The organism is uncultured Phyllobacterium sp. (assembly GCF_902479695.1).
In the GTDB taxonomy this organism is placed as follows: domain Bacteria; phylum Pseudomonadota; class Alphaproteobacteria; order Rhizobiales; family Rhizobiaceae; genus Phyllobacterium; species Phyllobacterium calauticae.
In genome coordinates this window covers 1-25,569 of record NZ_CABSQF010000011.1, presented here as the reverse complement: position 1 = coordinate 25,569, position 25,569 = coordinate 1, and the positions used below count along the sequence as shown (strand labels likewise).

At 60.8% G+C, this 25,569-nt stretch carries 20 protein-coding genes and 1 pseudogene; 9 read left to right on the top strand and 12 right to left on the bottom strand.

Annotated features, from left to right (window positions below; all coding sequences use genetic code 11):
* Window position 1 precedes the first annotated feature (1 nt).
* A complete protein-coding gene (locus RDL77_RS08885; protein WP_288192573.1) occupies window positions 2–385 on the bottom strand; it encodes a cupin domain-containing protein in 384 nt (127 codons plus the stop codon).
* A gap of 77 nt (window positions 386–462) precedes the next feature.
* Window positions 463–897 (bottom strand): Fur family transcriptional regulator, encoded by a 435-nt coding sequence (locus tag RDL77_RS08880; protein WP_223612249.1) that lies wholly within the window; start codon window positions 895–897, stop codon window positions 463–465.
* A gap of 235 nt (window positions 898–1,132) precedes the next feature.
* On the opposite strand from RDL77_RS08880, the gene RDL77_RS08875 reads away from it, so the two are divergent.
* From RDL77_RS08875 to RDL77_RS08860, 4 genes are read left to right on the top strand one after another with little or no spacing between them, the layout of a single operon-like run.
* Complete coding sequence (locus RDL77_RS08875; protein WP_288192572.1) at window positions 1,133–2,026, top strand: metal ABC transporter substrate-binding protein; 894 nt, start codon at window positions 1,133–1,135, stop codon at window positions 2,024–2,026.
* The gene (locus RDL77_RS08870) at window positions 2,023–2,919 is read left to right on the top strand and encodes a manganese/iron ABC transporter ATP-binding protein (protein WP_288192571.1); all 897 of its coding nucleotides are present in this window, start codon (window positions 2,023–2,025) and stop codon (window positions 2,917–2,919) included. Before RDL77_RS08875 ends, RDL77_RS08870 begins: the two co-directional genes overlap by 4 nt.
* Window positions 2,916–3,776, top strand: coding sequence for a metal ABC transporter permease (locus RDL77_RS08865; RefSeq protein WP_288192570.1), 861 nt, complete (start codon window positions 2,916–2,918; stop codon window positions 3,774–3,776). Before RDL77_RS08870 ends, RDL77_RS08865 begins: the two co-directional genes overlap by 4 nt.
* Window positions 3,773–4,624 carry a metal ABC transporter permease gene (locus RDL77_RS08860; RefSeq protein WP_223612247.1) on the top strand — a complete coding sequence of 284 codons (852 nt, stop codon included), beginning with the start codon at window positions 3,773–3,775 and terminating at the stop codon, window positions 4,622–4,624. Before RDL77_RS08865 ends, RDL77_RS08860 begins: the two co-directional genes overlap by 4 nt.
* A 36-nt stretch (window positions 4,625–4,660) precedes the next feature.
* Here RDL77_RS08860 and RDL77_RS08855 read toward each other — a convergent pair whose 3' ends face one another.
* The 10 genes from RDL77_RS08855 to RDL77_RS08810 form a co-directional block, all read right to left on the bottom strand.
* A complete protein-coding gene (locus RDL77_RS08855; RefSeq protein WP_288192569.1) occupies window positions 4,661–13,264 on the bottom strand; it encodes a GH36-type glycosyl hydrolase domain-containing protein in 8,604 nt (2,867 codons plus the stop codon).
* Between the two features lie 361 nt (window positions 13,265–13,625).
* Window positions 13,626–14,663 carry a sulfate/molybdate ABC transporter ATP-binding protein gene (locus RDL77_RS08850; RefSeq protein WP_288192568.1) on the bottom strand — a complete coding sequence of 346 codons (1,038 nt, stop codon included), beginning with the start codon at window positions 14,661–14,663 and terminating at the stop codon, window positions 13,626–13,628.
* An 11-nt stretch (window positions 14,664–14,674) separates the two neighbouring features.
* Window positions 14,675–15,559 (bottom strand): sulfate ABC transporter permease subunit CysW, encoded by an 885-nt coding sequence (cysW, locus tag RDL77_RS08845; protein ID WP_288192567.1) that lies wholly within the window; start codon window positions 15,557–15,559, stop codon window positions 14,675–14,677.
* A complete protein-coding gene (gene cysT / locus RDL77_RS08840; RefSeq protein ID WP_223612243.1) occupies window positions 15,549–16,409 on the bottom strand; it encodes a sulfate ABC transporter permease subunit CysT in 861 nt (286 codons plus the stop codon). The genes cysW and cysT overlap by 11 nt, the downstream gene beginning before the upstream one ends.
* A gap of 4 nt (window positions 16,410–16,413) precedes the next feature.
* On the bottom strand, window positions 16,414–17,445 hold the full coding sequence (locus RDL77_RS08835) for a sulfate ABC transporter substrate-binding protein (protein WP_223612242.1): 1,032 nt from the start codon (window positions 17,443–17,445) through the stop codon (window positions 16,414–16,416).
* Between the two features lie 226 nt (window positions 17,446–17,671).
* Window positions 17,672–17,848 carry a hypothetical protein gene (locus tag RDL77_RS08830; protein WP_288192566.1) on the bottom strand — a complete coding sequence of 59 codons (177 nt, stop codon included), beginning with the start codon at window positions 17,846–17,848 and terminating at the stop codon, window positions 17,672–17,674.
* A 17-nt stretch (window positions 17,849–17,865) separates the two neighbouring features.
* A complete protein-coding gene (locus RDL77_RS08825) occupies window positions 17,866–18,372 on the bottom strand; it encodes a hypothetical protein (protein WP_223612240.1) in 507 nt (168 codons plus the stop codon).
* Complete coding sequence (locus tag RDL77_RS08820) at window positions 18,353–18,511, bottom strand: hypothetical protein (RefSeq protein ID WP_223612239.1); 159 nt, start codon at window positions 18,509–18,511, stop codon at window positions 18,353–18,355. The genes RDL77_RS08825 and RDL77_RS08820 overlap by 20 nt, the downstream gene beginning before the upstream one ends.
* 251 nt (window positions 18,512–18,762) lie before the next feature.
* Entirely contained in the window at window positions 18,763–19,464 is a 702-nt protein-coding gene (locus RDL77_RS08815; protein WP_288192565.1) for a GntR family transcriptional regulator, read from the bottom strand.
* Entirely contained in the window at window positions 19,461–20,843 is a 1,383-nt protein-coding gene (locus RDL77_RS08810; RefSeq protein ID WP_288192564.1) for a formimidoylglutamate deiminase, read from the bottom strand. Before RDL77_RS08810 ends, RDL77_RS08815 begins: the two co-directional genes overlap by 4 nt.
* Window positions 20,844–20,928: 85 nt before the next feature.
* Between RDL77_RS08810 and hutI the strand changes: the two genes are divergently transcribed.
* The 5 genes and pseudogenes from hutI to RDL77_RS08785 all read left to right on the top strand — a co-directional run.
* The gene (gene hutI, locus RDL77_RS08805; protein WP_288192563.1) at window positions 20,929–22,122 is read left to right on the top strand and encodes an imidazolonepropionase; all 1,194 of its coding nucleotides are present in this window, start codon (window positions 20,929–20,931) and stop codon (window positions 22,120–22,122) included.
* 2 nt (window positions 22,123–22,124) lie between these two features.
* Window positions 22,125–23,666 carry a histidine ammonia-lyase gene (hutH, locus tag RDL77_RS08800; RefSeq protein WP_288192562.1) on the top strand — a complete coding sequence of 514 codons (1,542 nt, stop codon included), beginning with the start codon at window positions 22,125–22,127 and terminating at the stop codon, window positions 23,664–23,666.
* Window positions 23,663–24,469 carry an N-formylglutamate deformylase gene (hutG, locus tag RDL77_RS08795; RefSeq protein WP_288192561.1) on the top strand — a complete coding sequence of 269 codons (807 nt, stop codon included), beginning with the start codon at window positions 23,663–23,665 and terminating at the stop codon, window positions 24,467–24,469. The genes hutH and hutG overlap by 4 nt, the downstream gene beginning before the upstream one ends.
* Window positions 24,466–25,020 (top strand): annotated as a pseudogene (locus RDL77_RS08790) (urocanate hydratase); the annotation flags it as partial. The gene hutG and the pseudogene RDL77_RS08790, both read left to right, overlap by 4 nt.
* Window positions 25,021–25,222: 202 nt before the next feature.
* Window positions 25,223–25,569 (top strand): hypothetical protein (locus RDL77_RS08785; RefSeq protein WP_288192560.1); only part of this gene is annotated, 347 nt, incomplete at its 3' end.

The following is a 25,569-nucleotide window of genomic DNA, read 5'->3' as shown; positions in this document are numbered from 1 at the left end:
GTCAGATCCACACGTCGTTCTGTGCTGTCCGCTCACCGCCCTCGTGGCCGGTATTGAGCACCCCCCGGGGTTCGATCAGCATCAGCCGGACTTCCCTTTCGGCATAGGGTTTGTGCTCGACCCCTTTGGGGACGACGTACATTTCACCCGGCCTGATCGTCACGAACCCGTCGCGGAAATCGATGCGCAGTTCCCCGTCCAGGACAATGAATGCTTCATCGGTTTCCGGATGATCGTGCCAGATGAAATCACCCTCGATGCGGACGATCTTGAATTGGTAATCGTTGAGCTCCGCCACCACTTTGGGTGACCACTGTTCAGAAAACAGCTTGAACTTTTCGGAGAAATTGATGGCCGGATAGGATTTTGGCTGGACCGTTTGCATGCAGGACTCCTCTGGGCAAATGCCAGCGGAAGTTATGCTTCACGCGAAAGCAAACGTCTTGGACGTTTGTGCGTGCGTTATTCCGGCCGCTTGGATTTCCGCCCGTAGAGTTCCAGCCGGTGATGGATGATGTCATAGCCGAGCGCGCGGGCGATCTCTTCCTGCAGTTTCTCGATCTTGTCCGACTGGAATTCGATCACGTCACCCGTATCGACATCGATCAGGTGGTCGTGATGCTCGCCATGGGCCTGTTCGAAGCGTGACGGGCCGCCATTGAAGGCGTGGCGATGAATGGCGCCCATTTCTTCCAGCAGGTTCATGGTGCGGTACACGGTCGAAAGCGAAATGCTGTCATCGATCTCGATGGCGCGATGGAAAATCTTCATCGCATCCGGGTGGTCTTCGGTGGAGGTCAGAATATCGAGAATGATTCGGCGCGGGCGGGTGATGCGAACGCCTGCCTTGCGCAGCTCCTTCTCGTAATCCGGCTTCTGATTGATAGCATGTTTCATGCGCGGGATTATGCGCCAGAACGCGCTCAGTTGCAAAGATTCTCAACTGGCCTTGTCAGATACGGGCGTTGGTACACAGAATTTCGGCGTCTGACCTTCCGCATATTGCGGGAAACGGGAATGGGTTTCTTTTTGCAAATCATTCGCATTTGCATTGACGCGCCTCCCGCAAGCCGTTATGGAGTAACAATGGTGACGAAAAAGCTCACCATTTTCCCGGTTTGCTGGAGGCGAGATGAGATTTTCCCGACTGTTGATTGCTGTTTTTGCTCTTTTGACGATTCTTGGCCCGGCATCCGCTGCCGATGGCAAGAAGTTCAAGGTGGTCACCACCTTTACCATCATCGCCGACATGGCCCGCAATGTTGCGGGGGACGCGGCCGCCGTGGATTCGATTACGAAACCCAACGCTGAAATTCATGACTACCAGCCGACACCCGGCGATATCCTGAAGGCGCAGGATGCCAATCTGGTCCTGTGGAACGGCTTGGGTCTGGAACGCTGGTTCGAAAAATTCTTCGGCAACGTCAAGAATGTTCCGAGCGTCGTTGTCAGCGAGGGTGTAGAGCCGATGGGCATTTCGGAGGGGCCCTATGAGGGCAAGCCGAACCCGCATGCCTGGATGTCGCCCAATGCCGCGCTGGTTTATGTGGAAAATATCCGCAAGGCACTCGGCAAGTATGACCCGGCCAATGCCGCCGTCTATGACCGCAACGCCGCGGCCTATTCGGAGAAGATCCGGGCAACGGTTGCGCCCATCCGCGACAGTCTCGCTGCTGTTCCCGCCGAGCGCCGCTGGCTGGTGACGAGTGAAGGCGCCTTCAGCTATCTCGCCCGCGATTTCGACATGAAGGAGCTTTACCTCTGGCCGATCAACGCCGATCAGCAGGGTACACCCCAGCAGGTGCGCAAGGTGATCGACAAAGTTCGCGCCGAGAAAATCCCGGTGGTTTTCAGTGAAAGCACGATTTCCGCTTCGCCCGCCAAGCAGGTCGCCCGCGAGACCGGTGCCAAATATGGCGGTGTTCTCTATGTCGATTCGCTCAGCGATCCCGATGGTCCGGTGCCCACCTATCTCGACCTTCTGCGCGTCACGGCACAAACCGTTGCCAAAGGCTTTACCCAGTGAGCGCGTCCTCCCAAGCGCTCGCCGGCCCCTCCGCTGCAAAGCGGGGGGCTGGTCTTTCCGTGCATGACGTGACCGTGACCTATCGCAATGGCCACACGGCTTTACGCAATGCCAGCTTCGATATCCCGCGCGGGTCGATCACCGCGCTGGTCGGCGTCAATGGCAGTGGCAAGTCCACCCTGTTCAAGGCCATCATGGGCTTCGTGCCCCTCGCCAGGGGATCGGTCTCGATCCTGGGTGAACAGGCGGGACAGGCGCTCAAACGCAATGTGGTGGCCTATGTGCCGCAGAGCGAGGATGTCGACTGGAATTTTCCGGTTCTGGTCGAAGACGTCGTGATGATGGGACGATATGGCCATATGAATTTTCTACGCATGCCGAAAAAGCGTGACCAGCACATGGTGACTGCCGCGCTGGAGCGGGTCGGCATGACGGATTTCCGCAAGCGCCAGATCGGCGAGCTCTCGGGCGGTCAGAAGAAGCGCGTCTTTCTCGCCCGCGCGCTGGCGCAGGAAGGCGATATCATTCTTCTGGACGAACCCTTTACAGGCGTCGACGTGCGGACAGAAGAGGCCATCATCGGCCTTTTGCGATCCCTGCGCGATGACGGCAAGGTCATGCTGGTCTCCACCCACAATCTCGGCAGCGTGCCCGAATTCTGTGACCGGGCCGTGCTGGTCAACCGCACCGTCCTGGCCTCCGGACCGACCGCAGAGGTGTTCACGCAGGCCAATCTGGAAATGACCTTCGGCGGTGTGCTGCGGCACTTCATCCTCGGCGGAGTTGATCTGCATGCCGATGCCGATCCGCGCAGCGTGACGGTGCTCAGCGACGATGAACGCCCCTTCGTGATCTATGGTGAACCCAAGGGGAAAGGTAAGCCGCAATCATGATGCAGCTACTTCTCGAACCTTTTTCCTACAACTATATGATCAATGCCATGTGGGTCAGTGCGCTGGTCGGTGGTGTCTGCGCATTCCTTTCCGCCTACCTCATGCTGAAGGGATGGTCGCTGATCGGCGACGCGCTCTCCCATTCCATCGTGCCCGGTGTTGCCGGGGCCTACATGCTCGGCCTGCCATTTTCCATCGGCGCGTTCTTTTCCGGCGGTCTCGCCGCAGTCGCCATGCTGTTTCTCAACCAGCGGACAAAGCTGAAGGAGGACGCCATCATCGGCCTGATCTTCACCTCCTTCTTCGGGCTCGGCCTGTTCATGATGTCGCTGTCACCCGCCTCGGTGAATATCCAGACCATCGTGCTCGGCAATATTCTGGCGATCACGCCGGAGGATACGCTGCAACTGGTCATCATCTGCGGGGTGTCGCTGGCTGTCCTCTTGGTCAAATGGAAGGACCTGATGGTGACATTCTTTGACGAAAATCATGCCCGTTCCATCGGCCTCAATCCGCCATTGTTGAAAATCCTGTTCTTCACGCTGCTCAGTGCATCGACGGTGGCCGCCATGCAGACCGTGGGGGCGTTTCTGGTGGTGGCGATGGTCGTCACCCCCGGCGCAACCGCCTATCTCCTGCATGACCGTTTCCCGCGCCTGATCCAGACCAGTGTGCTGATCGGGGCCTTGACCAGTTTTATCGGCGCCTATCTCAGCTATTTCCTCGATGGTGCCACCGGCGGGATCATCGTCGTATTGCAGACGCTGGTCTTTCTCACCGCTTTTGTTTTCGCACCCAAGCACGGAACGCTCGCCGCGCGCCGCCGCGCCCGCTTGGCATTGGAGGAGGGGCTATGAGCGACCTGATCCAGCTTTTGTTGCAGCCGTTCAGCTTCGGCTTCATGCAGCAGGCCTTTGTCATCACGCTTCTCGTGGCAATCCCCATGGGCCTGCTCTCGCCCTTTCTGGTTCTGAAGGGCTGGTCGCTGATGGGAGATGCGATCTCGCACGCGGTGCTGCCCGGCGTGGTGCTCGCCTATATCGCGGGTATCCCGCTGGCAATCGGGGCCTTTGCGGCAGGCATGATCTGCGCCCTTGCCACCGGCTTCCTCAAGCAGAACAGCCGGGTGAAGGAAGACACGGTTATGGGCGTGGTCTTCTCCGGCATGTTCGGCCTTGGCATCGTCCTCTACACCAAGATCCAGTCCGACGTGCATCTCGACCATATCCTCTTCGGCGACATGCTCGGCGTGGCATGGCGCGATATCGCCGAAACCGGGGTGATAGCAGCCGTGACCCTGCTGGCCCTCGGCATCTGGCGGCGGGATTTGCTGCTGCATGCCTTTGATCCGCAGCACGCGCAGGCCATCGGTCTGCCGGTCAAATTCCTGCACTATGGCCTGCTCTGCATCCTGTCGCTGACCATCGTCGGCGCGCTCAAGGCTGTTGGCATCATCCTTGCCGTCGCCATGCTGATTGCGCCGGGCTCCATCGCCTTCCTCTTGACCAAAAGGTTCGAACGCATGCTGCTCGTATCGGCACTTGTTGCCGTTTCAACATCGTTGGCCGGTATCTATCTGAGTTTCTTCCTCGACAGCGCCCCGGCGCCGACCATCGTACTTTTGCTGACGGCAAGCTTCATTCTGGCCTTTGTCTTCTCCAGAAAAGGAACCGCCGCCAGCGCGGAAGCACAGGCGGCGGAATAGGGTCGTCAACTCAGTCAGCGGCCACCAAGCCGCTGGCTATTTTCCCGGCACGACTTCCACGAGTACCGTGTGTTCGCCCGATATCTCGAGCGGAATGCCCGCATCGGCTTTGGCCAGCTTCTTGCCGTCCACAGTGATCTTCCTGCCGCCCTTGGCCGCCGGTTTCACCTCGACGGTATAGCGCGCCTTGCCGTTGCGCAGCACGAAGCTGAAGCCGTCGGTCCATGCCGTCGGCAGGGCCGGATCGACGAACAGCCGGTCATTCCTACGGCTGATGCCGAGAATGCCTTCCGTTGCCACGCGGTAGAGCCAGCCGGCAGAACCCGTGTACCAGGTCCAGCCGCCGCGCCCGCGCATCGGATCAACCGAATAGACGTCCGCAGCGACGACATAGGGCTCGACCCGGTAGGACTCGGCCTTGTCGGCATCCAGCGAATGGTTCACCGGATTGAGCTTGCTGAACCAGCGATAGGCTTCGTCGGCATTTCCAAGCTTGGCCATGGCCAAGACTGCCCAGGTTGCGGCATGGGTATACTGCCCGCCATTCTCACGCACACCCGGCGGATAGCCCTTGATGTAACCGGGCTCATGCCGCGTTTTGTTGAACGGCGGTGTGAACAGTTTGATGATATCGACCTCGTCATCGACCAGATGCGTCGCAACGGACTGCATGGCCTGCTTGGCGCGATCGGGATCACCATAGCCGGAGAGAACGCTCCAGGACTGGGCGATGGAGTCGATCCGGCACTCGTCGCTGGTCTTGGAACCCAGCGGCGAACCATCGTCGAAATAGCCGCGGCGATACCATTCGCCGTCCCAGCCATCCTTTTCCAGCGCCGCCTTGAGGCTTTCGATATGGGCTTCCCACCGCTTGATGCGGTCGGCATCCTTGCGCTGGCGGGCAATCGGCAGGATATCGCGCAGGGTGCTGATCAGGAACCAGCCCAGCCAGATGCTCTCGCCCTTGCCCTCTTCGCCGACCCGATTCATGCCGTCGTTCCAGTCGCCGGTGAGCATGAGCGGCAGCCCATGCACGCCGGTGCGGGCGATTGCCAGATCGAGCGCGCGTGCCGCGTGTTCGTAGACCGTGACTTTATCAGCCGCGATTGTCGGCTGATAGAAAGCATCGTGCTCGCCGTTTTCGAGAGCCTTGCCTTCGATGAAGGCGATCTGCTCGTCGAGGATGCTCATATCGCCGGTCACCGACGTGTAGTGGGCAATGGCATAACCGAGCCACACCACATCATCGGAAATCATCGTCCGTACACCGGCACCCGATGTCGGCAGCCACCAGTGTTGGACATCGCCCTCCTTGAACTGGCGGGCGGCGACATTGAGGATCTGGTGCCGGGCCAGTGACGGGTCGAGCACCAGCATGGACAACGTGTCCTGCAGCTGGTCGCGGAAGCCGAAGGCGCCGCTGGCCTGATAGAAGGCCGTGCGCGCCCAGATGCGGCAGGCAAGGCTCTGATAGGGCAGCCAGCGGTTGACCATCACGTCGAATGCATCATCAGGCGTATCCACCTGCAGGCCATCGAGGAAGCCGGTCCAGATTGCCTTGGATGCCGCAAGCGTCTTTTCAAACGGGCGCTTCAACTGTTCTGCGAGAACATGCCGTGCCTCGTTGGCACCGGCGGTATCGCCGATATAGAACAGGATTTCCCTGGTTTCGCCCGCCGCGATCTCCACATCGACGGCAAGCGCCGCGCAGGGATCGCCCCCCGCCTCGACGACGTTGGACAGGGTTTTTGCCTGCAGGACGGCAGCCGGCTGGTCCACCGATCCCAGGGGGCCGAAGAACTCGGTCCGGTCCGATGTCACCGATTGCGGCTTCACGTTTGCGGCGAAGAATGCCACGTGATCCTTGCGGTCGGTGCCGTAGGGATTGCGGGCAAAGAGCGCGCCGCTTTCCGTATCATGCGACGGCACGATGAACGGAGCCGTCTTGGCGCGGGAATTGCCGAGCATCCATTCGACAAAACCATAGACACGCAACTGCTTGGCTGTCCCGCCATGGTTGGTGATCTTGAGGCTGGACACGCGCACCGGCATGTCCGTATCGATGGTATGGGTCAGTTCAAGGCCGACATTGCCGTGGCGCGACAGGAATGTCGAATAGCCCTGGCCGTGGCGGGTTTCATACTGAACCGATGGATCGCGCAGCACCGAGGCGGTCGGCGAGAACGCGGTTCCCTTGTCCAGATCAACGACATAGAGCGCTTCGCCGGACCGGTTGATCACGGGATCGTTCGACCACTGGGTCAGCTGATAGTCACGGCTGTTGCTCGACCAGGTGAAACCTGCACCCTCCGCCGACACGTGGAAGCCGAAGCCCGCATTGGAGATCACATTGATCCATGGCTGCGGCGTGGTGGTCCGGTCGGCAAGACGGACGACGTATTCACCGGTCTTCATGTCAAAGCCGCCAAAGCCGTTCCAGAAGGCCAGGTCATTGCCGTCTGTTTTCAGACGGCGCTTGCCCACCAGCTGCGTCGGTGCCGGCGCGATGCTGCGCATCTCGTCAAGGCCGGTATCGCCGGTCGCCAGAGCCTTGCCGGCCGGTATGGCGGCAACCGGCTGAAGGTCGGCGGACAGTTCCTCCGTGCGCTTCAGTTGTTCAACCAGCGTGCCGTTCTGCGCGTGCATGACAATGCGGGCAGAGGCGAGCAGCGTGTTGTAGCTCGCGTCGCTCATCTGGTCCTTGCGCACGGTGAAGATGTGGACGCGCGGGCCATACTGGCCGCCGCGGTTGCGGCTGTTCTCGCAGATCGCTTCGAGCCCGCGCTGGAAGTCCTGGGCGTAGGAGAAGGAGCGTTCGTTGATGACGACGACGTCAACCACAAGCCCCTTTGCCCGCCAGTATTCCTGCGCCTTCAGGACGTTCTTCAGCGTGTCCATGTCGGCTTCGTCATCAATGCGCAGGGCAAGGATGGGAAAGTCGCCGGAGATCGACATCGGCCAGAGGTCGGACTGGCTGCCAAGGCCGGAAGCGATGCTTTCGGCGGGCATGCGCAGGGCCTTGTCCGGATAGATCAGGCTGGTGGCGACGCGCTGGAAATCGGCCGCCTCGTCCGGATTGATCTCGATATGGTGCAGCCGCACCTGCGAGCTTGTCCAGGACAGCGAGAATTCGCGGGCAAAGCAGTCAGGATGGCGGAAGCGGGAAACAACCTCCTCCAGCTCGTGCCGGTCGGGGCCGACAAGGGTCCAGAAAACCAGCGTGACGCGCTTGTGCGCGGGAACGCGGACACGGCAGCGCAGCGACGCGATGGGGTCCAGCACAAAGCCCTGGCTGCCGTTGAGGGTTACGCCCTCGTCGAAGGCAACCGGGTTGCGCAGGTTGCGGCCCCGGCCGATGAAGGCCCGGCGGTCGGTTTCCGCCTGGATTTCACGCATGGCGCCCGATCCGTCCGTGACCACGTGCGCCACGTGAATATCGGGTTCGTTGCTGCCGCGCTTGCGGCGGGTGGCGTAGATCGTGTCGCCGCGCGGAACGATCTCGGTTTCCACGAACATCTTGGCGAATGCCGGATGTGCCGTGTCCGTATCGTCTGCGGTCAGAACCAGTTCGGCATAGGAGGTCACTTCAATGATCCGGTCTTTCGTGCCGGTATTGGTGATGATGATGCGGCGGCCTTCGCCGTCGGAATCCGAAGCGACGATGGTTTCCACCGTCGACTGGATCGTGCCGTTTTCCTTGACGAACTCGGCCTTGTAGTCGGCGAAGATGGTTGTGCTCTTTTCGCCGGCTGCCCGCACGGGATCGCCGGTTGCCGACCACCATTCACCGCTGTCGAGATCGCGCAGGAACAGGAATGTTCCATAGCCGCTTTCCAGCGGATCCGGCTGGAAGCGGGTGATCGCCAGGCCATTCCAGCGGCTGTAGCCGCCGCCATTGGCGGTGACCATGACCGAGTAGTGGCCGTTCGACATGATCTGCGTGGCACGCGGAGCGGAAAGCGGGTTCTTGATGAAGCGGATGGAGGCCGTTTCTTCGCCGCTTTCCACGGCCTTGCGCATCGGATTGTCGGCCTTGGCCTGCAGGACAGGGATTTCGCGCGGTGCCTTTTCCTGCAGCAGCAGTTCGGCGGCTTCGATGACGGGATCCGAGTGGAAACGGTCGCGCATGCGGCCTTCGAACACGACATTGTTGACGGCAACGATCGACATGCCGTGATGGTGCGCCATGTAGTTGCGCACGATGGCATATTCCTCGTCTTCGCGCACGCGGGAGCGGGTGAAGTCGACGGCATCATAGAAACCGTACTGACCGAGCGCACCCATCGCGCGCAGGCGTTTCAGATTGGCCACGGCTTCCGCCGGGCGATACTGGCTCGCCATGATGCTGGCATAGGGCGCGACCACATAGTTTTTGGACAGGCCGCGTTTCAGTCCCAGCGTCGGGACGCCGAAATTGGTGTACTGGTAGTTCATCTCCGGATCGCGCGCATTGTACGCGGCTTCGGAAATGCCCCACGGCAGGCCCTTGGAATCACCGTATTCGATCTGGCGCTGGACGATCAGCTTGTTGGTCTGATCCAGCATCGAGCCCAGCGGTTCGATCATGACCAGCGGCGGCATGAGATATTCGAACATGGAGCCCGACCAGGAGATCAGCGCACCACGCCAGCCAACCGGCACCAGGAGACGGCCGAGGCGGAACCAGTGATCGACCGGGATATCGCCCTTGGCGATGGCAAACAGGCTGGCAAGACGCGCTTCCGAAGCGAGAAGATCGTAGCAGCTTGCATCGAGTTCGTTGGTATCGACGCGGAAGCCGATCGACAGCAGGCGCCGTTCCTTGCGTTCAAGGAAGGTGAAGTCGGTGTCGAAGGCCAGTTGGCGGGCGCGGGTGGCCAGCGAAACCAGCCGCTCGCGCAGGCTGTCGGTTCCCTCGTGGGTGCCGATGGCGTCATCCGTATGGGCCTGGCAGGTCTTGACCAGAATCAGCGCCCAGCCGTTTGCGGTGGTGCTGAGCGGGCTTTCGAGTTCGCCGTGCAGTTCTTCCGTCAGACGCTGGATGTCACCGGCGAACAGCGAAAGGTTGATGGTGCGCAGCGATGCCGTTTCCGGCTCTTCCTTGATGGTCGTGATGGCCCGGCGGAAATTAGCCACCCGCTCATCCAGGCGGCGGCGCAGGGGCCGCAGGACGCGGCGTTCATCGGGAATGTCGTTGATCGCCTCTTCAAGAATATCGCTGACATCGAGAATGCCGTCGAGATCGCTTTGCAGATAGACGGATGGGGCCTCCGCCCATTTTTCCAGCGCGGAAGACAGTGCCACCAGATGGCCGGCAAGATTGCCGCTGTCCACCGACGAGACGTAAAGCGGCAGGAGCGGGCGCAGCGTGGTTGTTTCGTACCAGTTGTAGAGATGGCCGCGATACTTCTCCATCTTTTCCAGCGTGGAGAGCGTGTCGTCGATACGGGTCAGCGTCTCGTTGAAGCCGATCCAGCCGAAATCCCGGGCCGCCACGGTCGACAGCAGGTACATGCCGATATTGGTCGGCGATGTGCGCGTGGCGATAACCGGATGCGGGTCCTCCTGGAAATTATCAGGCGGAATGAAATTCTGTTCCTTGGTGACGAACGTATCGTAGTAGTGCCAGGTGCGGCGGGCGAAGCGGCGCAATTCGCTCTTGTCGGAAGAACGGACATTGAGATCATCGAGCGGCTTGGCCGAACGGCTGACCAGCCAGGCAATGATCGGCGAGAAGAACCAGATCACGGCAAACGGCACGGCCAGATACCAGGCACGGCTATGGGTAGCCAGCGGCAGCGCGATGGCGACGGCAGCCACGATGATCGCGGGCCACATCAGACGGGTATAATACTGCAGCGTGTCAGGGGCGCTGGCTTTCGCCTGTGCCGCCGCACGCCATTCCAGCAGGTTCTTGCGCGATATGAAGACGCGGTAGAGCGTGCGTGCAATGGCATCGGCCATCAGGCAGGCCATGTTGGCAATGAAGGTGATGCGCAGGGCGATATCGGCTGCGCCCGAGAAAATGTCGGTGAGGATCGCCTGGAAATGGCCCTTCAGCGACAGGTTCATGTTTGTCGGAACAAGATTGGTGAACAGGATCATCGTCGGGACGATGAACATGCTGAAGATCATGAAGAACTGCCACAGGGCAGCGACGCCGGGCGGTAGCAATGTCCAGCCGGCGATGGAGGCGATGATCCAGAAGACCGGCGTCAGCGAGCGGCGCAGATTGTCGGTCATCTTCCAGCGCGTGACGGCGGTCACACCCGGCTTTGTGCTGAACAGGTAGGGCAGGAGCTGCCAGTCGCCGCGCGTCCAGCGATGGTGGCGCGAGATGTCGACATTATAGCCTGTCGGATAGTCTTCAACCACCTCGACGTCACTGACGAGCGCCGCGCGGGCATAGCCGCCTTCCAGAAGATCATGGCTGAGAACGGTGTTCTCGTCGATCTTGCCGTCGAGCGCCAATTCGAAGAAATCGACATCATAGAGGCCCTTGCCGGTGAATGTCCCTTCACCCAGCACATCCTGATAAACGTCCGAGACGGCAAAGACATAGGGGTCGATACCGCGGTTGACCGAAAAGACGCGCTGCAGGAACGAGGCATCGTCACCGGTGGTCAGCGAGGGGGTGACACGCGGCTGCAGGATCGCATAGCCGCTGGTCACGCGGCCGGATTTTTCCTTGTAGATCGGGCGGTTGAGCGGATGGCTCAGCTTGCCCGCCAGGCGGTTGACCGAATCCGGCGTGAGGCGCGTATCGGAGTCGAGCGTCATCACGAATTTGATGTCGCCGGGCACTTCCTCATTGCTGGGGAAATAGGTTGTGTCCTTGTCGCCGCGCAGCAGGAGGTTCAGCTCATGCAGCTTGCCGCGCTTGCGCTCCCAGCCCATCCAGCGGCCTTCCTGCGCGTTGTACAGGCGCTTGCGGTGCAGGAGGAAGAAGCGCGGGTTGCCGCCCTGCGTATAGTGCAGATTGAGCGCAGTGACCTTTTCCCGGGCGTAGTCGAGAATGTCGAGATCGTTCTCGTTCTGCTCGACCTTGCTGTCCGCCCAGTCGGTGAGCAGGGCGAAATAGATTTCGCCACGCGGATTGGTCAGATAATGCACTTCGAGGTTGCGGATATGCTCGTCGACGGAATCGCGCGAGGTGATCAACGTCGGCACTGCGACGAGGGTTTTCGCCTCGGGGGGCAGGCCATTCTTGTATTCAAAACCGATCAGCCGTGTCGGCGGCATGAACATGGGAATGATCCAGTTGACGAAACCATTGGCGGTTTCCATCGTCGGGAACACCGCCAGGACCGTCAGCAGCAGAACCGTATCGCTCGGCAGGCCGTAACGGCGCAGCCAGTAATGGATCAGGAACAGAATACCGATGGAAATGACCGAAGCCGGAATCCACAGGCCGGCAAGGCCGAGTGTCTTGTAGAACCGGACCCAGCGCTGCAGCACGGTTGGGGTCGAGCCGCAGGTTTCTTCCAGCTCCGAGCGGCCGTCGCCGGCGAGATAATAGCCGACGTCGCGCTTGCGCTGCACCGTGACGCTCTTCTCGTCCCCCTTGGTTTCGGCGCTGTGGTGGGCGAGGTCGAGGGCGGCCTGGGTGATGTCCTGCTCGCTCTTGCCCGAGCGGCGCGCGATCTTTTCAATCGCCACGCGATAGGCATTGCGGGAATGGAAATCGAGCGCATCAAAATTGGAATGTTCGCGCAGCACCGCATCGACGCCGCTGACCGTCTCGAACCAGGTGATCCAGTCGACGTCGTCGATAGCCTTCAGGCTGCGGATGAGGTTGCCCATGGTCACGCCGCCGGTGGACTGGCGCGTATGTTCCTGGATGATGGCGTCTTCGGCGTCGCTGCCGTTCTTTTCCAGCTCTTCCTCAAGCCAGGCGACAGCCGCACCGGAATGCATGGCGCCGCCGCGCAGGCGGTAAAGCAGATGGGTGGCGAAGGTGCTGTCGCGTGCGGCAGTGGTGTACTGCGCCAGAAGCTGCGGCAGGGTATCCTTGTCGGCATTCAGCGTGATTTCGTCGGCAACGCTGTTGGCATAGGCGCGCATGCGCCGCGCCCGTTCGACGCGCAGCGACAGCCGGCGGGCGTTTTCGATGAGAATGAAGCGCACGGCGGAGGGCAGGGCCCAGAGTTCGCCGATATGCAGGGGCGCAACCGTCTGGAATCCTTCGACCACCGCTGTCAGGCTGTTGAGCGAGAACTGGCTGTCCGTATGGGCCGCATAGAGCCAGGCCAGCGCCATGACGCGCGGGATTTCCGGCTTGCCGGCCAGCGGCGGCAGCTGGCGGAAAAACTTCTTCGGAAGATCGCGCTCCACCTGCTGGATGTTCTGGTCGACGAGGTAGTAATTGTCGAGGAGCCACTGGGCCGCCGGAGTAATCGTCTCGCCCTTGCGTGCAGCCGCGTCGGAGGAGCGATAGGAATGGAGGATCAATCGGGCATTTTCAACCGTGCGCTGTTCGAACACCATCGGTTCGTAGTCGGGCAGGCGGATATCTTCTCCGCGCGCCACGCGCGCGCCCAGGTCCCGCAGGTCGTCAATGGATTTGTAATGGGCTCTGATTGGATTGGGTTGGACCGAAAAAATCTGACCAACGGCATTCTTCTGTGGTGTGAAAGATTTAAAAAAAGACAGTAGGGCCATTTGCCTTCGTTTCGGTTGTGAAGAAAAAATCTTCAGGGCTGCAACACAGACGATAATAACGGGTCGACCGACCCATGGAGAAGTTTACGATCTAATCGGGTACGATCAACTAAGCTACCACCACTTTCATCCTTGCCGATCAGTTTTGATGAAAATGAGTCAGATTGCCATTTGTTTATCTTAAGCAATTCGTAGCGGGCTGCACAGAGGCACAGTGCGCAAACTCCTTTGCAGCTGTTTGCGAACGGGCATGGGCTTTGTGAACAGACTGTTTCTGTTCTGGTGAACAAGCATATGACGGCCGGGCAGCAAAAAGCCGGAGCTCATGGAACTCCGGCTTCGGGGGCAAGGGCCGAAAGGGTCAGGCCTGCGGAAAGACCCGCCAATGCTTCGGCCGAAAGGCGACGCGGCTCTTTTCCCGGGCCGGATGATCGGCCGGAATTTCAATCTCGACGCGTTCCGCCGCGCCGCCGATTTCGAGTTCCACGCGCCTTGTCGCACCGACACGGCGGCTGGCAATGACGGTTCCGGCAATGCAGCCGCCGCAGCCGTCGATCAGCTCGACATCGTGCGGACGGAAAAAAAGCGTGGCGTTGCCGTCGGGTGCATCGCTTTTCAGGCCGAGTGTGCGGTCCGCAAGCCATACCTCGCCATTGTCGATGCGCACGGTCAGCGAACTTGATTCGCCGATGAAGCCATAGACAAACGGCGAATTGGGCGTGTCATAAACCTGATCCGGCGTTCCGATCTGCTCGATCTTGCCCTGGCTCATCACCACCACGCGGTCGGCGAGCTCCAGGGCTTCGTCCTGGTCATGGGTCACGAAAACAGTCGTGTGCATGGTCTTGTCGTGAATTTCCCGCAGCCAGCGGCGCAGCTCCTTGCGCACTTTCGCATCCAATGCGCCGAACGGTTCGTCGAGCAGCAACACGCGCGGTTCGATGGCCATGGCGCGGGCAAGGGCAACGCGCTGGCGCTGGCCGCCGGAAAGCTGGGCGGGATAGCGCTTTTCCAGGCCGCCGAGCTGGACGAAATCGAGCAGCTCGGACGAACGGCGGCGGATTTCCTCATTGCTCGGCCGGCTGGCGGAGGGGCGAACCTTGAGCCCGAAGCCGACATTATCGATCACGGTCATATGGCGGAACAGGGCGTAGTGCTGGAACACGAAACCGACATTGCGCTCCTGCACGGATTTGAGCGATGCATCCTCGTCGCCGAAAAACACCTTGCCTTCGGTCGGGGTTTCCAGCCCGGCGATCAGGCGCAGAAGCGTCGTCTTGCCGGAACCCGAGGGGCCGAGCAGTGCAATCAGTTCACCCGAATTGATATCGAGCGATACGTCGTGCAACGCCGGGAAGCGATCGAATTCCTTGCGCACACCACTTACGCGAACGTCCATGTTTATTCCTCTCAGTGTCCGCCATTGGCTGCCAGTTCCGCACCGTATCTCAACTCCAGCAGGGTCTTGAGAACGAGCGTCACCAGCGCCAGAAGCGCCAGAAGCGAAGCCACCGCAAAAGCAGCGACCGTATTGAATTCATTATAGAGAATTTCGACCTGCAGCGGCATCGTGTTGGTCAGGCCGCGAATATGGCCTGAAACGACGGATACCGCGCCAAACTCCCCCATGGCCCGGGCGTTGCACAAAAGCACACCGTAGAGCAAGCCCCATTTGATGTTGGGGAGGGTGACATGCCAGAAGGTCTGCCAGCCGTTCGCCCCGAGGGAAAGCGCCGCTTCCTCGTCGGTCGTGCCTTGCTCCTGCATCAGCGGGATGAGTTCGCGTGCAACGAAGGGAAATGTCACGAACACCGTTGCGAGCACGATGCCGGGAACGGCGAACAGGATCTCGATTCCCTGTGATTTGAGCCAGGGGCCGAGTGCGCTGTGCGTGCTGAACAAAAGCACGTAGACGAGACCCGATATTACAGGGGAAACCGAGAACGGCAGGTCGATCAGCGTCGTCAGGAATGCCTTTCCCTTGAACTCGAACTTGGCAATGGTCCAGGCCGCCACCACCCCGAAGACGAGATTGAGCGGAACGGCAATGGCCGCCACCAGAAGGGTCAGCCGGATCGCGGCGAGCGCATCATGGTCGGCGAAGGCTGCGAGGTAGGCGGCGGGGCCCTTGCGGAAGGCCTCGAAGAAAACCGCGATCAGGGGCAGAAGCAGGAACAGGCCGAGAAAGACCAGCGCCACGCCGACGAGGATGAAACGCGCCGTGCGGCTCTCGGTGGTTGCGGGATGCCAGACATTGGATGCGGCTTCCGGCGGTTGCGGCAACTCATGTCGCATAGCCATACCTCCTGCGGCTCCAGGCCTGGATCAGATTGATGACGAAGAGCATCGTGAACGAAATCAGAAGCATGATGGCGGCGATGGCCGTTGCGCCGGTATAGTCGAACTCTTCCAGGCGAATGACGATCAGCAGCGGTGCGATTTCCGAGATATAGGGAAGGTTCCCGGCAATGAAGATCACCGAACCATACTCGCCGACCGCGCGGGCGAAGGCGAGGGCAAAGCCAGTGAGGATTGCCGGGGTCAGGCCGGGCAGCAGCACGCGCGAGATGGTCTGGAAGCGGGTCGCGCCGAGGGTGGCCGCCGCTTCCTCCACTTCCTTGCGGATTTCTTCCATGACCGGCTGCACCGTGCGCACGACAAAGGGCAATCCGATGAAGATCAGCGCGATGGTGATACCGACAGGCGTGAAGGCAACCTTGATGCCCAGCGGATCGAGCCAGCGGCCGATCCAGCCATTCTTCGAATAGAGGGCTGTCAGGGCAATGCCGGCAACGGCGGTGGGCAGGGCGAAGGGCAGATCGACGATGGCATCGATGATCCGGCGGCCGGGAAAGCGGTAGCGCACCAGAACCCACGCAACGATAACGCCGAACACGACATTGATCAGGGCGGCGATCAGCGATGTGCCGAAGCTGATTTTCAAGGCGTTCAACGTGCGCGCGTCCGTCGCGACGTGCCACATGCCGCCCCAGCCCAGCGAGGCGGAGCGCCAGACCAGTCCAGTCAGCGGAATAAGGACGATGAGGGTCAGGTAGGCAAGAGTGAAGCCGAGCGTCATTCCGAACCCTGGAATAACACTCGGCCTCTTAAACCGCCAACCTGCCTTGGCAAGGTTGGAGATCATGCTGTTACTTTTTCGGCTTGTAAATCTGGTCAAACGTTCCGCCATCTCCGAAGTGATAGGGCTGTGCTTTTGCCCACCCGCCGAAGATTGGATCATCGATTGTCACCAGTTTCAACTCCGGCAGTTTTTTCAGGAGATCCGCCGATACCAGCTTGGGCTCGGAAGGGCGATAAAAGTGCTTCGCTGCAATGGTCTGGCCTTCTGCCGAGTAGAGATACTGGAGATAGGCTTCAGCCACCTTGCGGGTGCCCTTGGCATCGACATTGCCGTCGACAACGGCAACGGGCGGCTCGGCAAGGATGGATTGCGGCGGCACGACAATGTCGAATTTGTCGGCGCCGAATTCATCGGAGGCAAGATAGGCTTCGTTTTCCCAGGCGAGCAGCACGTCGCCAAGCTCACGCTGGGCAAAGGTCGTGGTCGACCCGCGTGCGCCCGAGTCAAGCACCGGGACATGCTGGAACAGATTGCCGATATAGTCCTTGATCTTGGCTTCGTCGCCGCCGTATTGGCCATTGGCCCAGGCCCAGGCCGCAAGATAATTCCAGCGTGCCCCGCCGGATGTCTTGGGGTTAGGCGTGATGACTTCGACCCCATCCTTGATGAGATCGCCCCAGTCCTTGATGCCCTTCGGATTGCCCTTGCGGACCAGGAAGACGATGGTTGACGTATACGGTGCGGAATTGTGCGGATATTTCGTGCGCCAGTCAGGATTGATCTTTTTCGTTGCCTTGGCGATGGCGGAGATGTCGCTTTCAAGCGCCAGCGTCACCACATCGGCGTCGAGCCCGTCAATCACCGAACGGGCCTGCGCGCCAGACCCGCCATGCGATGTCTGGATGGTCAGCGTTTCCCCGGTATCCGCCTTCCATTTCGCCGCAAAAGCCGCGTTATAGTCCTTGTAGAGCTCGCGGGTCGGGTCATACGAGACGTTCAGCAGCGTCGTATCCGCATGGGCGGCAGACAGCGATTGAAAGGAAACTGTTGCGGCGAATAAAGCAGCCGCAAGCGATAGGGATATACGGGAATGTTTCATGCCTGCCTCCGTGTAGTGTGACCTAAAGCGTAGCAGAGCGCCCCGCAGAGCGGGCGTTGGAAAGAATTCCTTTTATATCGATAAATTAGAAAATTCTACCTGAATACCATAGTCTACAGAAATGGTAGTCTATTCCGGATCGGTGGTGGAATTTGACCGCAGCAGGATTCTTTCATGGCGGCGAGGAAGTGGTACCGGCCTGCGGCCGGTACCGGGCTGGAGGCCCTTATTTGCGGATCAGCAGGTCAACCGGCGTGATCTCTGCGACTTCGGTGTACGTGGTGGTCACTGTCCTGGCTTCGATCGAGGTGCGCACTGTGAGTGGCGTGACAAAGATCGCCAGTGTCAGCAATGCGGTGGCGGCGATTGAAAGACGTCGTTCCATGCGTGCGTTGATGATCATTGGTTTTCCCCTTCGTCCTAGTGGTATTTTGCCCGCAGCGGGCGGGAAATGATGTCGTCAATGGCAAATTTAGGGATCGGCAAAAGCACCTGATCCAGCTCGGCGAGCGTTTCGGCAAAACCGATGGCTGCATTCTCAACCTCTTCCTGGCGGGAGGGGCATGCCATGGCATTGAGGCAGGTTCGTGCCGCAAGCATGTCGCAATTTTGAAGTCCGGCGATCAGCCCCAAAGTCAGGCATTCTTCCTTGCACACGTGATGCGAGCCGAATGGAAATGTCTTCAGCGGGCACAGGGCGCAGTGGCGCAAGGTGCGGATGAAGAACGAGAGTTCCGACAGGGCGCGGTTGCCTGCACGGCTGCCGAGAATTTCGCTGTACAGGCCAAACGCCATTTCCCAGGCGATCACCGAACCGGTTTCAAAACCGGCAGTCCACCGGCGATAGCCTTCCAGCACGAGCTTCTCCGGAGCCCGGTCGAAATAGCAGCCTGTCCCTTGCCCTGCTTCAGATGCGCGTGGATACATGCCCACTCCCATCCTGTTCATTGTTGCGGCATGGGCGGGCAACGGGCTGCGTCAGCCGGTTCAGGCCGGGTGCGGGACGTGGAAGCTGCGCATGCAGCATGAAAACCACGCGCAGGCGTGGCAGAAAAAGACCTATCATAGGGTCCTCCAATCGAACGGGTTCAAGGCCCAGACATCAAAGGTATGCACTCGTGTGCTTGTGCATAAAGGCAATGACTTATTCCAAAGTCAAATGATAATTTTCGAAAAGCATGAAAAATATCAATAGCTTAGAATGATTCTAGGAAATTATGAGTTTTTTAGTAGACAATTGTTCTGGCAAGCTGACAAATCATCGCACCCCGAGGGCGCGCGAAGGTCTATTCCTTGCGTCATCAAGCCGAATGTCTTCTAGAGCTGTGTGACCATGCGGTGCGAGGCGGGGTGGATCATCCGCACGAATGTGATCGGCTTCTGCGGCACGAAGGTGACGCGTTCCACGATGAACACGGCGTCCTTTTCGCTGACACGGAGAATATCAGCCTCCTGTGCGCTCGCCACGCCGGCGTGAAAGACGATCTCGGCCTGCGAGAACGGTGAGTGGGTCACCAGCCATTCGTTCGGGCTGATGGTCTCGAATGTCTCGCCGCGAATGGAAGGCACCGCATCGAGATTGATCCAGCGATCCTCATATTGATACGGCTTGCCGTCGGAGAGGTGCAGGCAGCGCACGTGCAGCATGTCCTTGGCCTTGGCGAGGCCCATGCGGCGGGCAACATCTCCCGGTGCTTTTTCCACCTGGTTGGAAAGCAGCCTGAACTGGTAGGCGCCGCCCTTTGTCTCGATTTCCTGCCGGACGATGGGAATGACAAAGCGCGCTTCCCGCATCGGGTGCAGGGCTACCCGGGTTCCGGCCTTGCGCTTGCGCACGAGGACGCCGCCCCGCGCCAGTTCCTGCAAGGCGCGGTTGACCGTGGCGCGGGCGCAGCCGAATTCAATGGACAGCACTTCCTCTCCGGGAATCAGTGCACCGGGTGCCCAGACCCGCTCGGCGATGCGCCGGGCCATTTCCGCTTTGATGGCATGGAAGGATTTTCGCGCTGTTGCCGTCACACCCGCTCCAGAACCGACGCAAGCCGCGTCTTGTAGGTTGCAAAGATTTGTTCCCGCGCGTGGTGGCGTCCCTCGTGCACCACATGACGGCCCGCCGACCACACATCGGTCACCGCGTGTCTGTCGCCTGCAAAAATCCAGCCGTCAAGCAACCGGTCACCCCGGAGGCCGAGGATCGCGGGATTATCGGCATCGAGTGCAACCATGTCGGCCCATTGTCCAACGGCAAGACTGCCGCCATTGCGGCCCAATGCCTGCATTCCGCCCGCAAGCGCGGTGTCATAGAGCGTACGGCCGTTGGATTTGCCGTCGACGGAAAGCGTGACCCGAGAGACATCGCGCAAACGCTGGCTGTATTCGAGTTGCCGTAGTTCCTCCGATGGTGAAATGCGGATGTTGGAATCCGATCCCGTACCGAACCGTCCGCCCGCACCCAGGTAGCGCACGCCATCAAAAATGCCATCGCCGAGGCTTGCCTCGGTCAGCGGGCAGAGGCCGACCACCGCGCCGCTGGCAGCAACGCGCAAGGTCTCTTCCGGTGTCATGTGCGTCGAATGAATGAGGCACCAGCGCTCATTGACGGGCAGATGGTCCAGCAGCCAGCTCATGGAGCGCTGGCCATAGGCCGCCTGGACTTCTGCCAGCTCCGGCAGCTGTTCGGCGATGTGGATGTGGAAGGGCATGGCGGCAAACCGGCGCTCCAGCTCCAGAAGGTCGCGTTCGCTGACGGCGCGGATCGAATGCGGTGCGACGCCGAAACCCGCATCGGGACCTGTTTGCCGCGCGGCCTTTTGCGCGGCCTGCGCCAGTTTGGAAAAGCGCTCGACATCATTGCCGAAACGCAATTGCCCGCCCGCCAGCGTGCGTCCGTCAACGCCGCCCTGTGCATAGGCAACCGGCAGCAATGTCAGGCCGATACCGCTCGCACTGGCGGCAGCGGCGATGCGCTCCGACAATTCGCCGAGGCTGGCATAGGGGGTGCCGCCCGGCTGGTGATGGACATAGTGAAATTCGGCCACGCTGGAATAGCCGGATTCGAGCATTTCGACGAATGCGAAGGCGGCGATCGCTTCGATGTCATCCGGATCGAGAATATCGAGGAAGCGGTACATGATCTCGCGCCACGTCCAGAAGCTGTCGCGGCCCGCCGGGCTGCGCGCTTCGGAAAGGCCGGCCATGGCCCGCTGGAATGTGTGGCTGTGCAGATTGGCCTGTGCCGGGAGAAGAACAGCGGTGCGATGACTGTCAGCGGGCGCAGTGCTGTTTGCGTCCACCGACACGATCTGCCCGCTCGCGCCGATCTGCACGAGGACGTCGCGTTCCCAGCCTTTTTCCGTGAGGGCCGTGCTCGCAAAAACAGATTTTTTGGCTTCGCTCATTTCTTCTCTCATCCCCGGATTGACATAATATGTATATACATAATAACGTCATGAGCAAGCACTAATGGGGATGGTATCAAGGCCGATGAGAAAAATTCTGTCCGGATTGAGGATCGCGACGCTGGAGAATACCGGTGCGCCCTATGGCCTGATCGACGCGGGTGCGATCGGCATTGAAGGGGATCGTATTTCCTGGGTTGGCACCGCTGTTCCGGATGACTGGAAAGCTGTCGAGGTGCAGGATTTCGGCGGCCGGCTGGCGACGCCGGCATTGATCGACTGCCACACTCATCTGGTTTTCGGCGGCAACCGCGCCCGCGAGTTTGAAATGCGCCTCGAGGGCGCCAGCTATGAGGAAATCGCCCGGGCTGGCGGCGGCATTGTTTCCTCGGTGAAATCGACCAATGGTCTATCGGAAGATGAACTTGTCGCGCAAAGCCTGCCGCGGCTTGACACCCTGCTGGCGGAGGGCATTTCCACCGTTGAAGTCAAATCCGGCTACGGCCTCAACATCGAGGCGGAGCTGAAAATGCTGCGGGTGGCGCGCCGCCTCGGCACGCTGCGTCCCGTGCGCATCCGCACCAGCTATCTCGCTGCCCATGCGGTGCCGCCGGAATATCGCGGCCGCGCGGATGATTATATCAGCGAAGTTGTGCTGCCGGGTCTCGACGCCGCCCATGCGGAAGGTCTGGTCGATGCGGTCGACGGCTTTTGCGAAGGTATTGCCTTCTCGCCGGCCCAGATCACGCGTGTGTTTGACCGGGCGAAAGCTCTTGGCATTCCGGTCAAGCTGCATGCGGAACAGCTGTCCAATCTCGGCGGTGCCAAGCTTGCCGCATCCTATGGTGCACTGTCTGCCGATCATCTTGAATATCTCGACGAAGACGGCGCCAGGGCCATGGCCGCCGCAGGCACGGTTGCGGTGCTTTTGCCGGGTGCCTTCTATGCATTGCGGGAAGAACAGGCGCCACCGGTCAAAGCCCTGCGCGACGCCGGTGCCCGCATCGCCATCGCCACGGACTGCAACCCCGGTACATCGCCGCTGACATCGCTGCTCCTGACCATGAACATGGCCTGCACCCTGTTCCGCCTGACCGCCGAGGAAGCGCTGGCGGGTGCAACCCGCGAGGCAGCGCATGCGCTGGGATTGCAGGATGACATTGGCACCATCACTCCCGGCAAACGCGCCGAAATCGCCATCTGGAACGCCGCCCAGCCCGCAGAACTCTGCTACCGCATCGGTTTCAATCCCCTCCACCAGCTCATCTTGAAGGCTTGACCATGACTGTCGTCCTCCACCCCGGTTCCGTTCCTCTGGCTGAACTGGAAAAAATCTATTGGCAGGGCACGCCTGTCCGGCTCGATGCATCGTTTCATAAGGGGATTGCAGCCGCAGCTGCGCGCATCGCCGAAATCGCAGCCGGCAGCGCGCCGGTCTATGGCATCAACACCGGCTTCGGCAAGCTTGCTTCGATCCGCATCGACGCCGCCGATGTGGGGACGCTCCAGCGCAATCTGATCCTGTCGCATTGCTGCGGTGTCGGCAATGCGCTGCCGGAAAACATTGTCCGCCTGATCATGGCCCTGAAGCTGATCTCGCTCGGCCGCGGTGCTTCGGGCGTGCGCCCGGAACTGATCAGCCTTATCGAAGCGATGCTGGCCAAAGGCGTCATTCCTGTCATTCCCGAGAAAGGCTCCGTGGGCGCTTCCGGCGATCTGGCGCCGCTGGCGCATATGGCGGCGGCAATGATCGGCGAGGGCGATGTGGTGTTCGGTGGCAAGCAGATGCCGGCCGGAGAGGGGCTTGCCAAGGCAGGCCTGAAGCCGGTGGTACTTGCCGCCAAGGAAGGGCTTGCGCTCATCAACGGCACGCAGGTTTCAACGGCGCTGGCGCTCGCGGGCCTGTTCCGGGCGCATCGCTCTGCACAGTCGGCACTGATCACGGGGGCCCTGTCCACCGATGCGGCGATGGGTTCCTCCGCGCCGTTCCACCCCGATATTCACACCCTGCGCGGCCATCGCGGCCAGATCGATACGGGCGCCGCGCTTCGCCGCCTGCTCGAAAATTCGCCGATCCGCGAAAGCCATATCGAAGGCGACGAACGCGTTCAGGACCCCTACTGCATCCGCTGCCAGCCCCAGGTCGACGGCGCCTGCCTCGATCTGCTGCGTATGGCGGCGCGGACGCTGGAAATCGAAGCCAATGCGGTCACCGACAATCCGCTGGTTCTCAGCGATGGCTCGGTGGTATCGGGCGGCAACTTCCATGCGGAACCCGTTGCTTTCGCCGCCGATCAGATTGCGCTTGCCATCTGCGAAATCGGCTCGATCGCCCAGCGCCGCATCGCACTACTGGTCGATCCGGCATTGAGCTACGGCCTGCCCGCTTTCCTTGCCCGCAAACCGGGTTTGAATTCCGGCCTGATGATCGCCGAGGTCACCTCGGCAGCGCTCATGTCGGAAAACAAGCAGATGTCGCATCCGGCGTCCGTTGATTCCACGCCGACCTCGGCCAATCAGGAAGACCACGTGTCCATGGCCTGCCACGGCGCGCGCCGCCTGTTGCAGATGACGGACAATCTGTTCTCCATCATCGGTATCGAGGCATTGACCGCCGCGCAGGGCATCGACCTGCGCAGCCCGCTGCAGACCAGCCCGGAACTCACCCGCGCGCATGCCGCGATCCGTTCCGTCGTGCCGACGCTGGACGAGGACCGCTACATGGCGCCGGACCTGAAGGCCGTGTCCGATCTCATTGGTTCCGGGACGCTCAATGCCGCCATCTCCCCCGACATCCTCCCAGCACTGGATACCGGCCTATGAGTGTTGTTGACGTCAAGCAGGGGGCGTCCCCGGTCATTCTTGGCCTGCCGCACACCGGCACCGAGATTCCGGCCGATATCTGGGCACGGCTGAACGAGAACGGTCAGCTGCTGGCCGATACGGACTGGCATATCCATACGCTTTATGACGGGCTTCTGCCGGAAGCGACGACCGTTCGTGCCACCTTCCACCGTTATGTGATCGATGCCAACCGCGATCCGGAAGGCGTCAGCCTCTATCCCGGACAGAACACCACTGGCCTCATCCCGGAAACGGATTTCGACGGCAGGGCGATCTGGCGTGACGGCGAAAAACCCGCTGCCGCCGATACGCAAAAACGGCTTGAGCATTTCCACAAGCCCTATCACGCCGCCCTGGCGGCGGAGATCAAGCGCGTGCAGGACATTCACGGCCTCGCCATTCTCTATGATTGCCACTCCATCCGCTCGCACATCCCGTTTCTGTTTCAGGGCAAGCTGCCGGATTTCAACATCGGCACCAATCAGGGCGCGAGCTGTGCCCCGGAGGTGGCGGCAGCCACCGGCCGGTTTGCCTTTGCCGCACCGGGTTACGACGGCGTGATGAACGGACGCTTCAAGGGCGGCTGGACCACGCGCCACTACGGCAAGCCGGAAAAGGGTGTGCATGCCATCCAGATGGAGCTGGCGCAATCCACCCATCTGCAGACCGAAGCGCCTCCCTTTGCCTATGACGAGACGAAGGCCGAGCGCCTGCGCAAGCATCTCAAGGACATTCTCGAAAATCTCGAACAAACCGCCTTCAAGCTCGGGAGCTTAAAATGAACAATCCACGTCACAATATCCGTGAAATCCGCAGCCCCCGCGGACCGGAACTCAATACCAAATCCTGGATGACAGAAGCGCCCCTGCGCATGCTGATGAACAATCTTGATCCGGATGTGGCCGAAAATCCCAATGAACTGGTGGTCTATGGCGGCATCGGCCGCGCCACCCGTACATGGGACGATTTCGACAAGATCGTCGCGACCCTGAAGACCTTGAACGAGGACGAGACCCTGCTGGTGCAGTCCGGCAAGCCGGTCGGCGTGTTCCGCACCCATGCGGATGCGCCGCGCGTCCTCATCGCCAATTCCAACCTCGTTCCTCATTGGGCGACATGGGATCATTTCAACGAACTGGATAAGAAGGGCCTGGCCATGTACGGCCAGATGACCGCCGGTTCGTGGATCTATATCGGCACGCAGGGCATCGTGCAGGGCACCTACGAGACCTTCGTCGAGGCGGGCCGCCAGAATTACGGCGGGAAATTCAAAGGGAAGGTGGTTTTTCCCGGCGGCCTTGGCGGGAAGGGGGGCGCGGCGCCGCCGGCCGCCGGTGGCCGGCCGGGCGGCGCGGTCGCTGGTGCCGGTGGCGATCGCCGCGGCGGGGATGCCGGGCTTCGAGAAAAAACCCACGCCGACCCAACTGGTGCAGCCGTTGATCAAAGAGTTCTCGATCGCCGGCGGACGCCTGGTCGAGAACGAGGACGGCGGCCTGGTGCTGTCGGGCACGGTCAAGGACGCGGCCACGCGCGAGATGATCCGCAAGCGTCTGATCACCGATGAGGTCGAGGCGCGGCTGGAACTGCGCACCGGCGACGACATCGCCGGCGACGTGCGCGAAGTGCTGCGCAGCCAGGGCCTGACCACGCAGACGCGTTATCTGGGCGACGGCGATGTCGAAGTCAGCGGCCACTTCGCCGACCCCTCGCTGTTCTCGCGCGCGATTGCCTCGCGCGCGATGCAGGACGTGGCCGGGGTGCGCCGGGTGATCAAGCGCGACCTCGACGCGAGCCCGGTCGCCGCTGGCCCTGCGGTGGCCGCGCCGGAGGAGCCGAAGAAGACGCTGCCGACCGAGCCGACCCGGATCGTCCAGATCTTGCG

What these genes read in the sequence shown, in the direction of transcription:
- RDL77_RS08865 (WP_288192570.1), top strand. Translation starts at nt 2,916, where the DNA reads ATGATGCAGCTACTTCTCGAACCTTTTTCCTACAACTATATGATCAAT.
- hutG (WP_288192561.1), top strand. Translation starts at nt 23,663, where the DNA reads ATGAGTGTTGTTGACGTCAAGCAGGGGGCGTCCCCGGTCATTCTTGGC.
- cysT (WP_223612243.1), bottom strand. Translation starts at nt 16,409, where the DNA reads ATGATCTCCAACCTTGCCAAGGCAGGTTGGCGGTTTAAGAGGCCGAGT.
- RDL77_RS08860 (WP_223612247.1), top strand. Translation starts at nt 3,773, where the DNA reads ATGAGCGACCTGATCCAGCTTTTGTTGCAGCCGTTCAGCTTCGGCTTC.
- RDL77_RS08825 (WP_223612240.1), bottom strand. Translation starts at nt 18,372, where the DNA reads ATGTATCCACGCGCATCTGAAGCAGGGCAAGGGACAGGCTGCTATTTC.
- cysW (WP_288192567.1), bottom strand. Translation starts at nt 15,559, where the DNA reads ATGCGACATGAGTTGCCGCAACCGCCGGAAGCCGCATCCAATGTCTGG.
- RDL77_RS08880 (WP_223612249.1), bottom strand. Translation starts at nt 897, where the DNA reads ATGAAACATGCTATCAATCAGAAGCCGGATTACGAGAAGGAGCTGCGC.
- RDL77_RS08875 (WP_288192572.1), top strand. Translation starts at nt 1,133, where the DNA reads ATGAGATTTTCCCGACTGTTGATTGCTGTTTTTGCTCTTTTGACGATT.
- RDL77_RS08835 (WP_223612242.1), bottom strand. Translation starts at nt 17,445, where the DNA reads ATGAAACATTCCCGTATATCCCTATCGCTTGCGGCTGCTTTATTCGCC.
- RDL77_RS08810 (WP_288192564.1), bottom strand. Translation starts at nt 20,843, where the DNA reads ATGAGCGAAGCCAAAAAATCTGTTTTTGCGAGCACGGCCCTCACGGAA.
- RDL77_RS08885 (WP_288192573.1), bottom strand. Translation starts at nt 385, where the DNA reads ATGCAAACGGTCCAGCCAAAATCCTATCCGGCCATCAATTTCTCCGAA.
- RDL77_RS08830 (WP_288192566.1), bottom strand. Translation starts at nt 17,848, where the DNA reads ATGATCATCAACGCACGCATGGAACGACGTCTTTCAATCGCCGCCACC.
- RDL77_RS08855 (WP_288192569.1), bottom strand. Translation starts at nt 13,264, where the DNA reads ATGGCCCTACTGTCTTTTTTTAAATCTTTCACACCACAGAAGAATGCC.
- RDL77_RS08850 (WP_288192568.1), bottom strand. Translation starts at nt 14,663, where the DNA reads ATGGACGTTCGCGTAAGTGGTGTGCGCAAGGAATTCGATCGCTTCCCG.
- hutI (WP_288192563.1), top strand. Translation starts at nt 20,929, where the DNA reads ATGAGAAAAATTCTGTCCGGATTGAGGATCGCGACGCTGGAGAATACC.
- RDL77_RS08820 (WP_223612239.1), bottom strand. Translation starts at nt 18,511, where the DNA reads ATGATAGGTCTTTTTCTGCCACGCCTGCGCGTGGTTTTCATGCTGCAT.
- hutH (WP_288192562.1), top strand. Translation starts at nt 22,125, where the DNA reads ATGACTGTCGTCCTCCACCCCGGTTCCGTTCCTCTGGCTGAACTGGAA.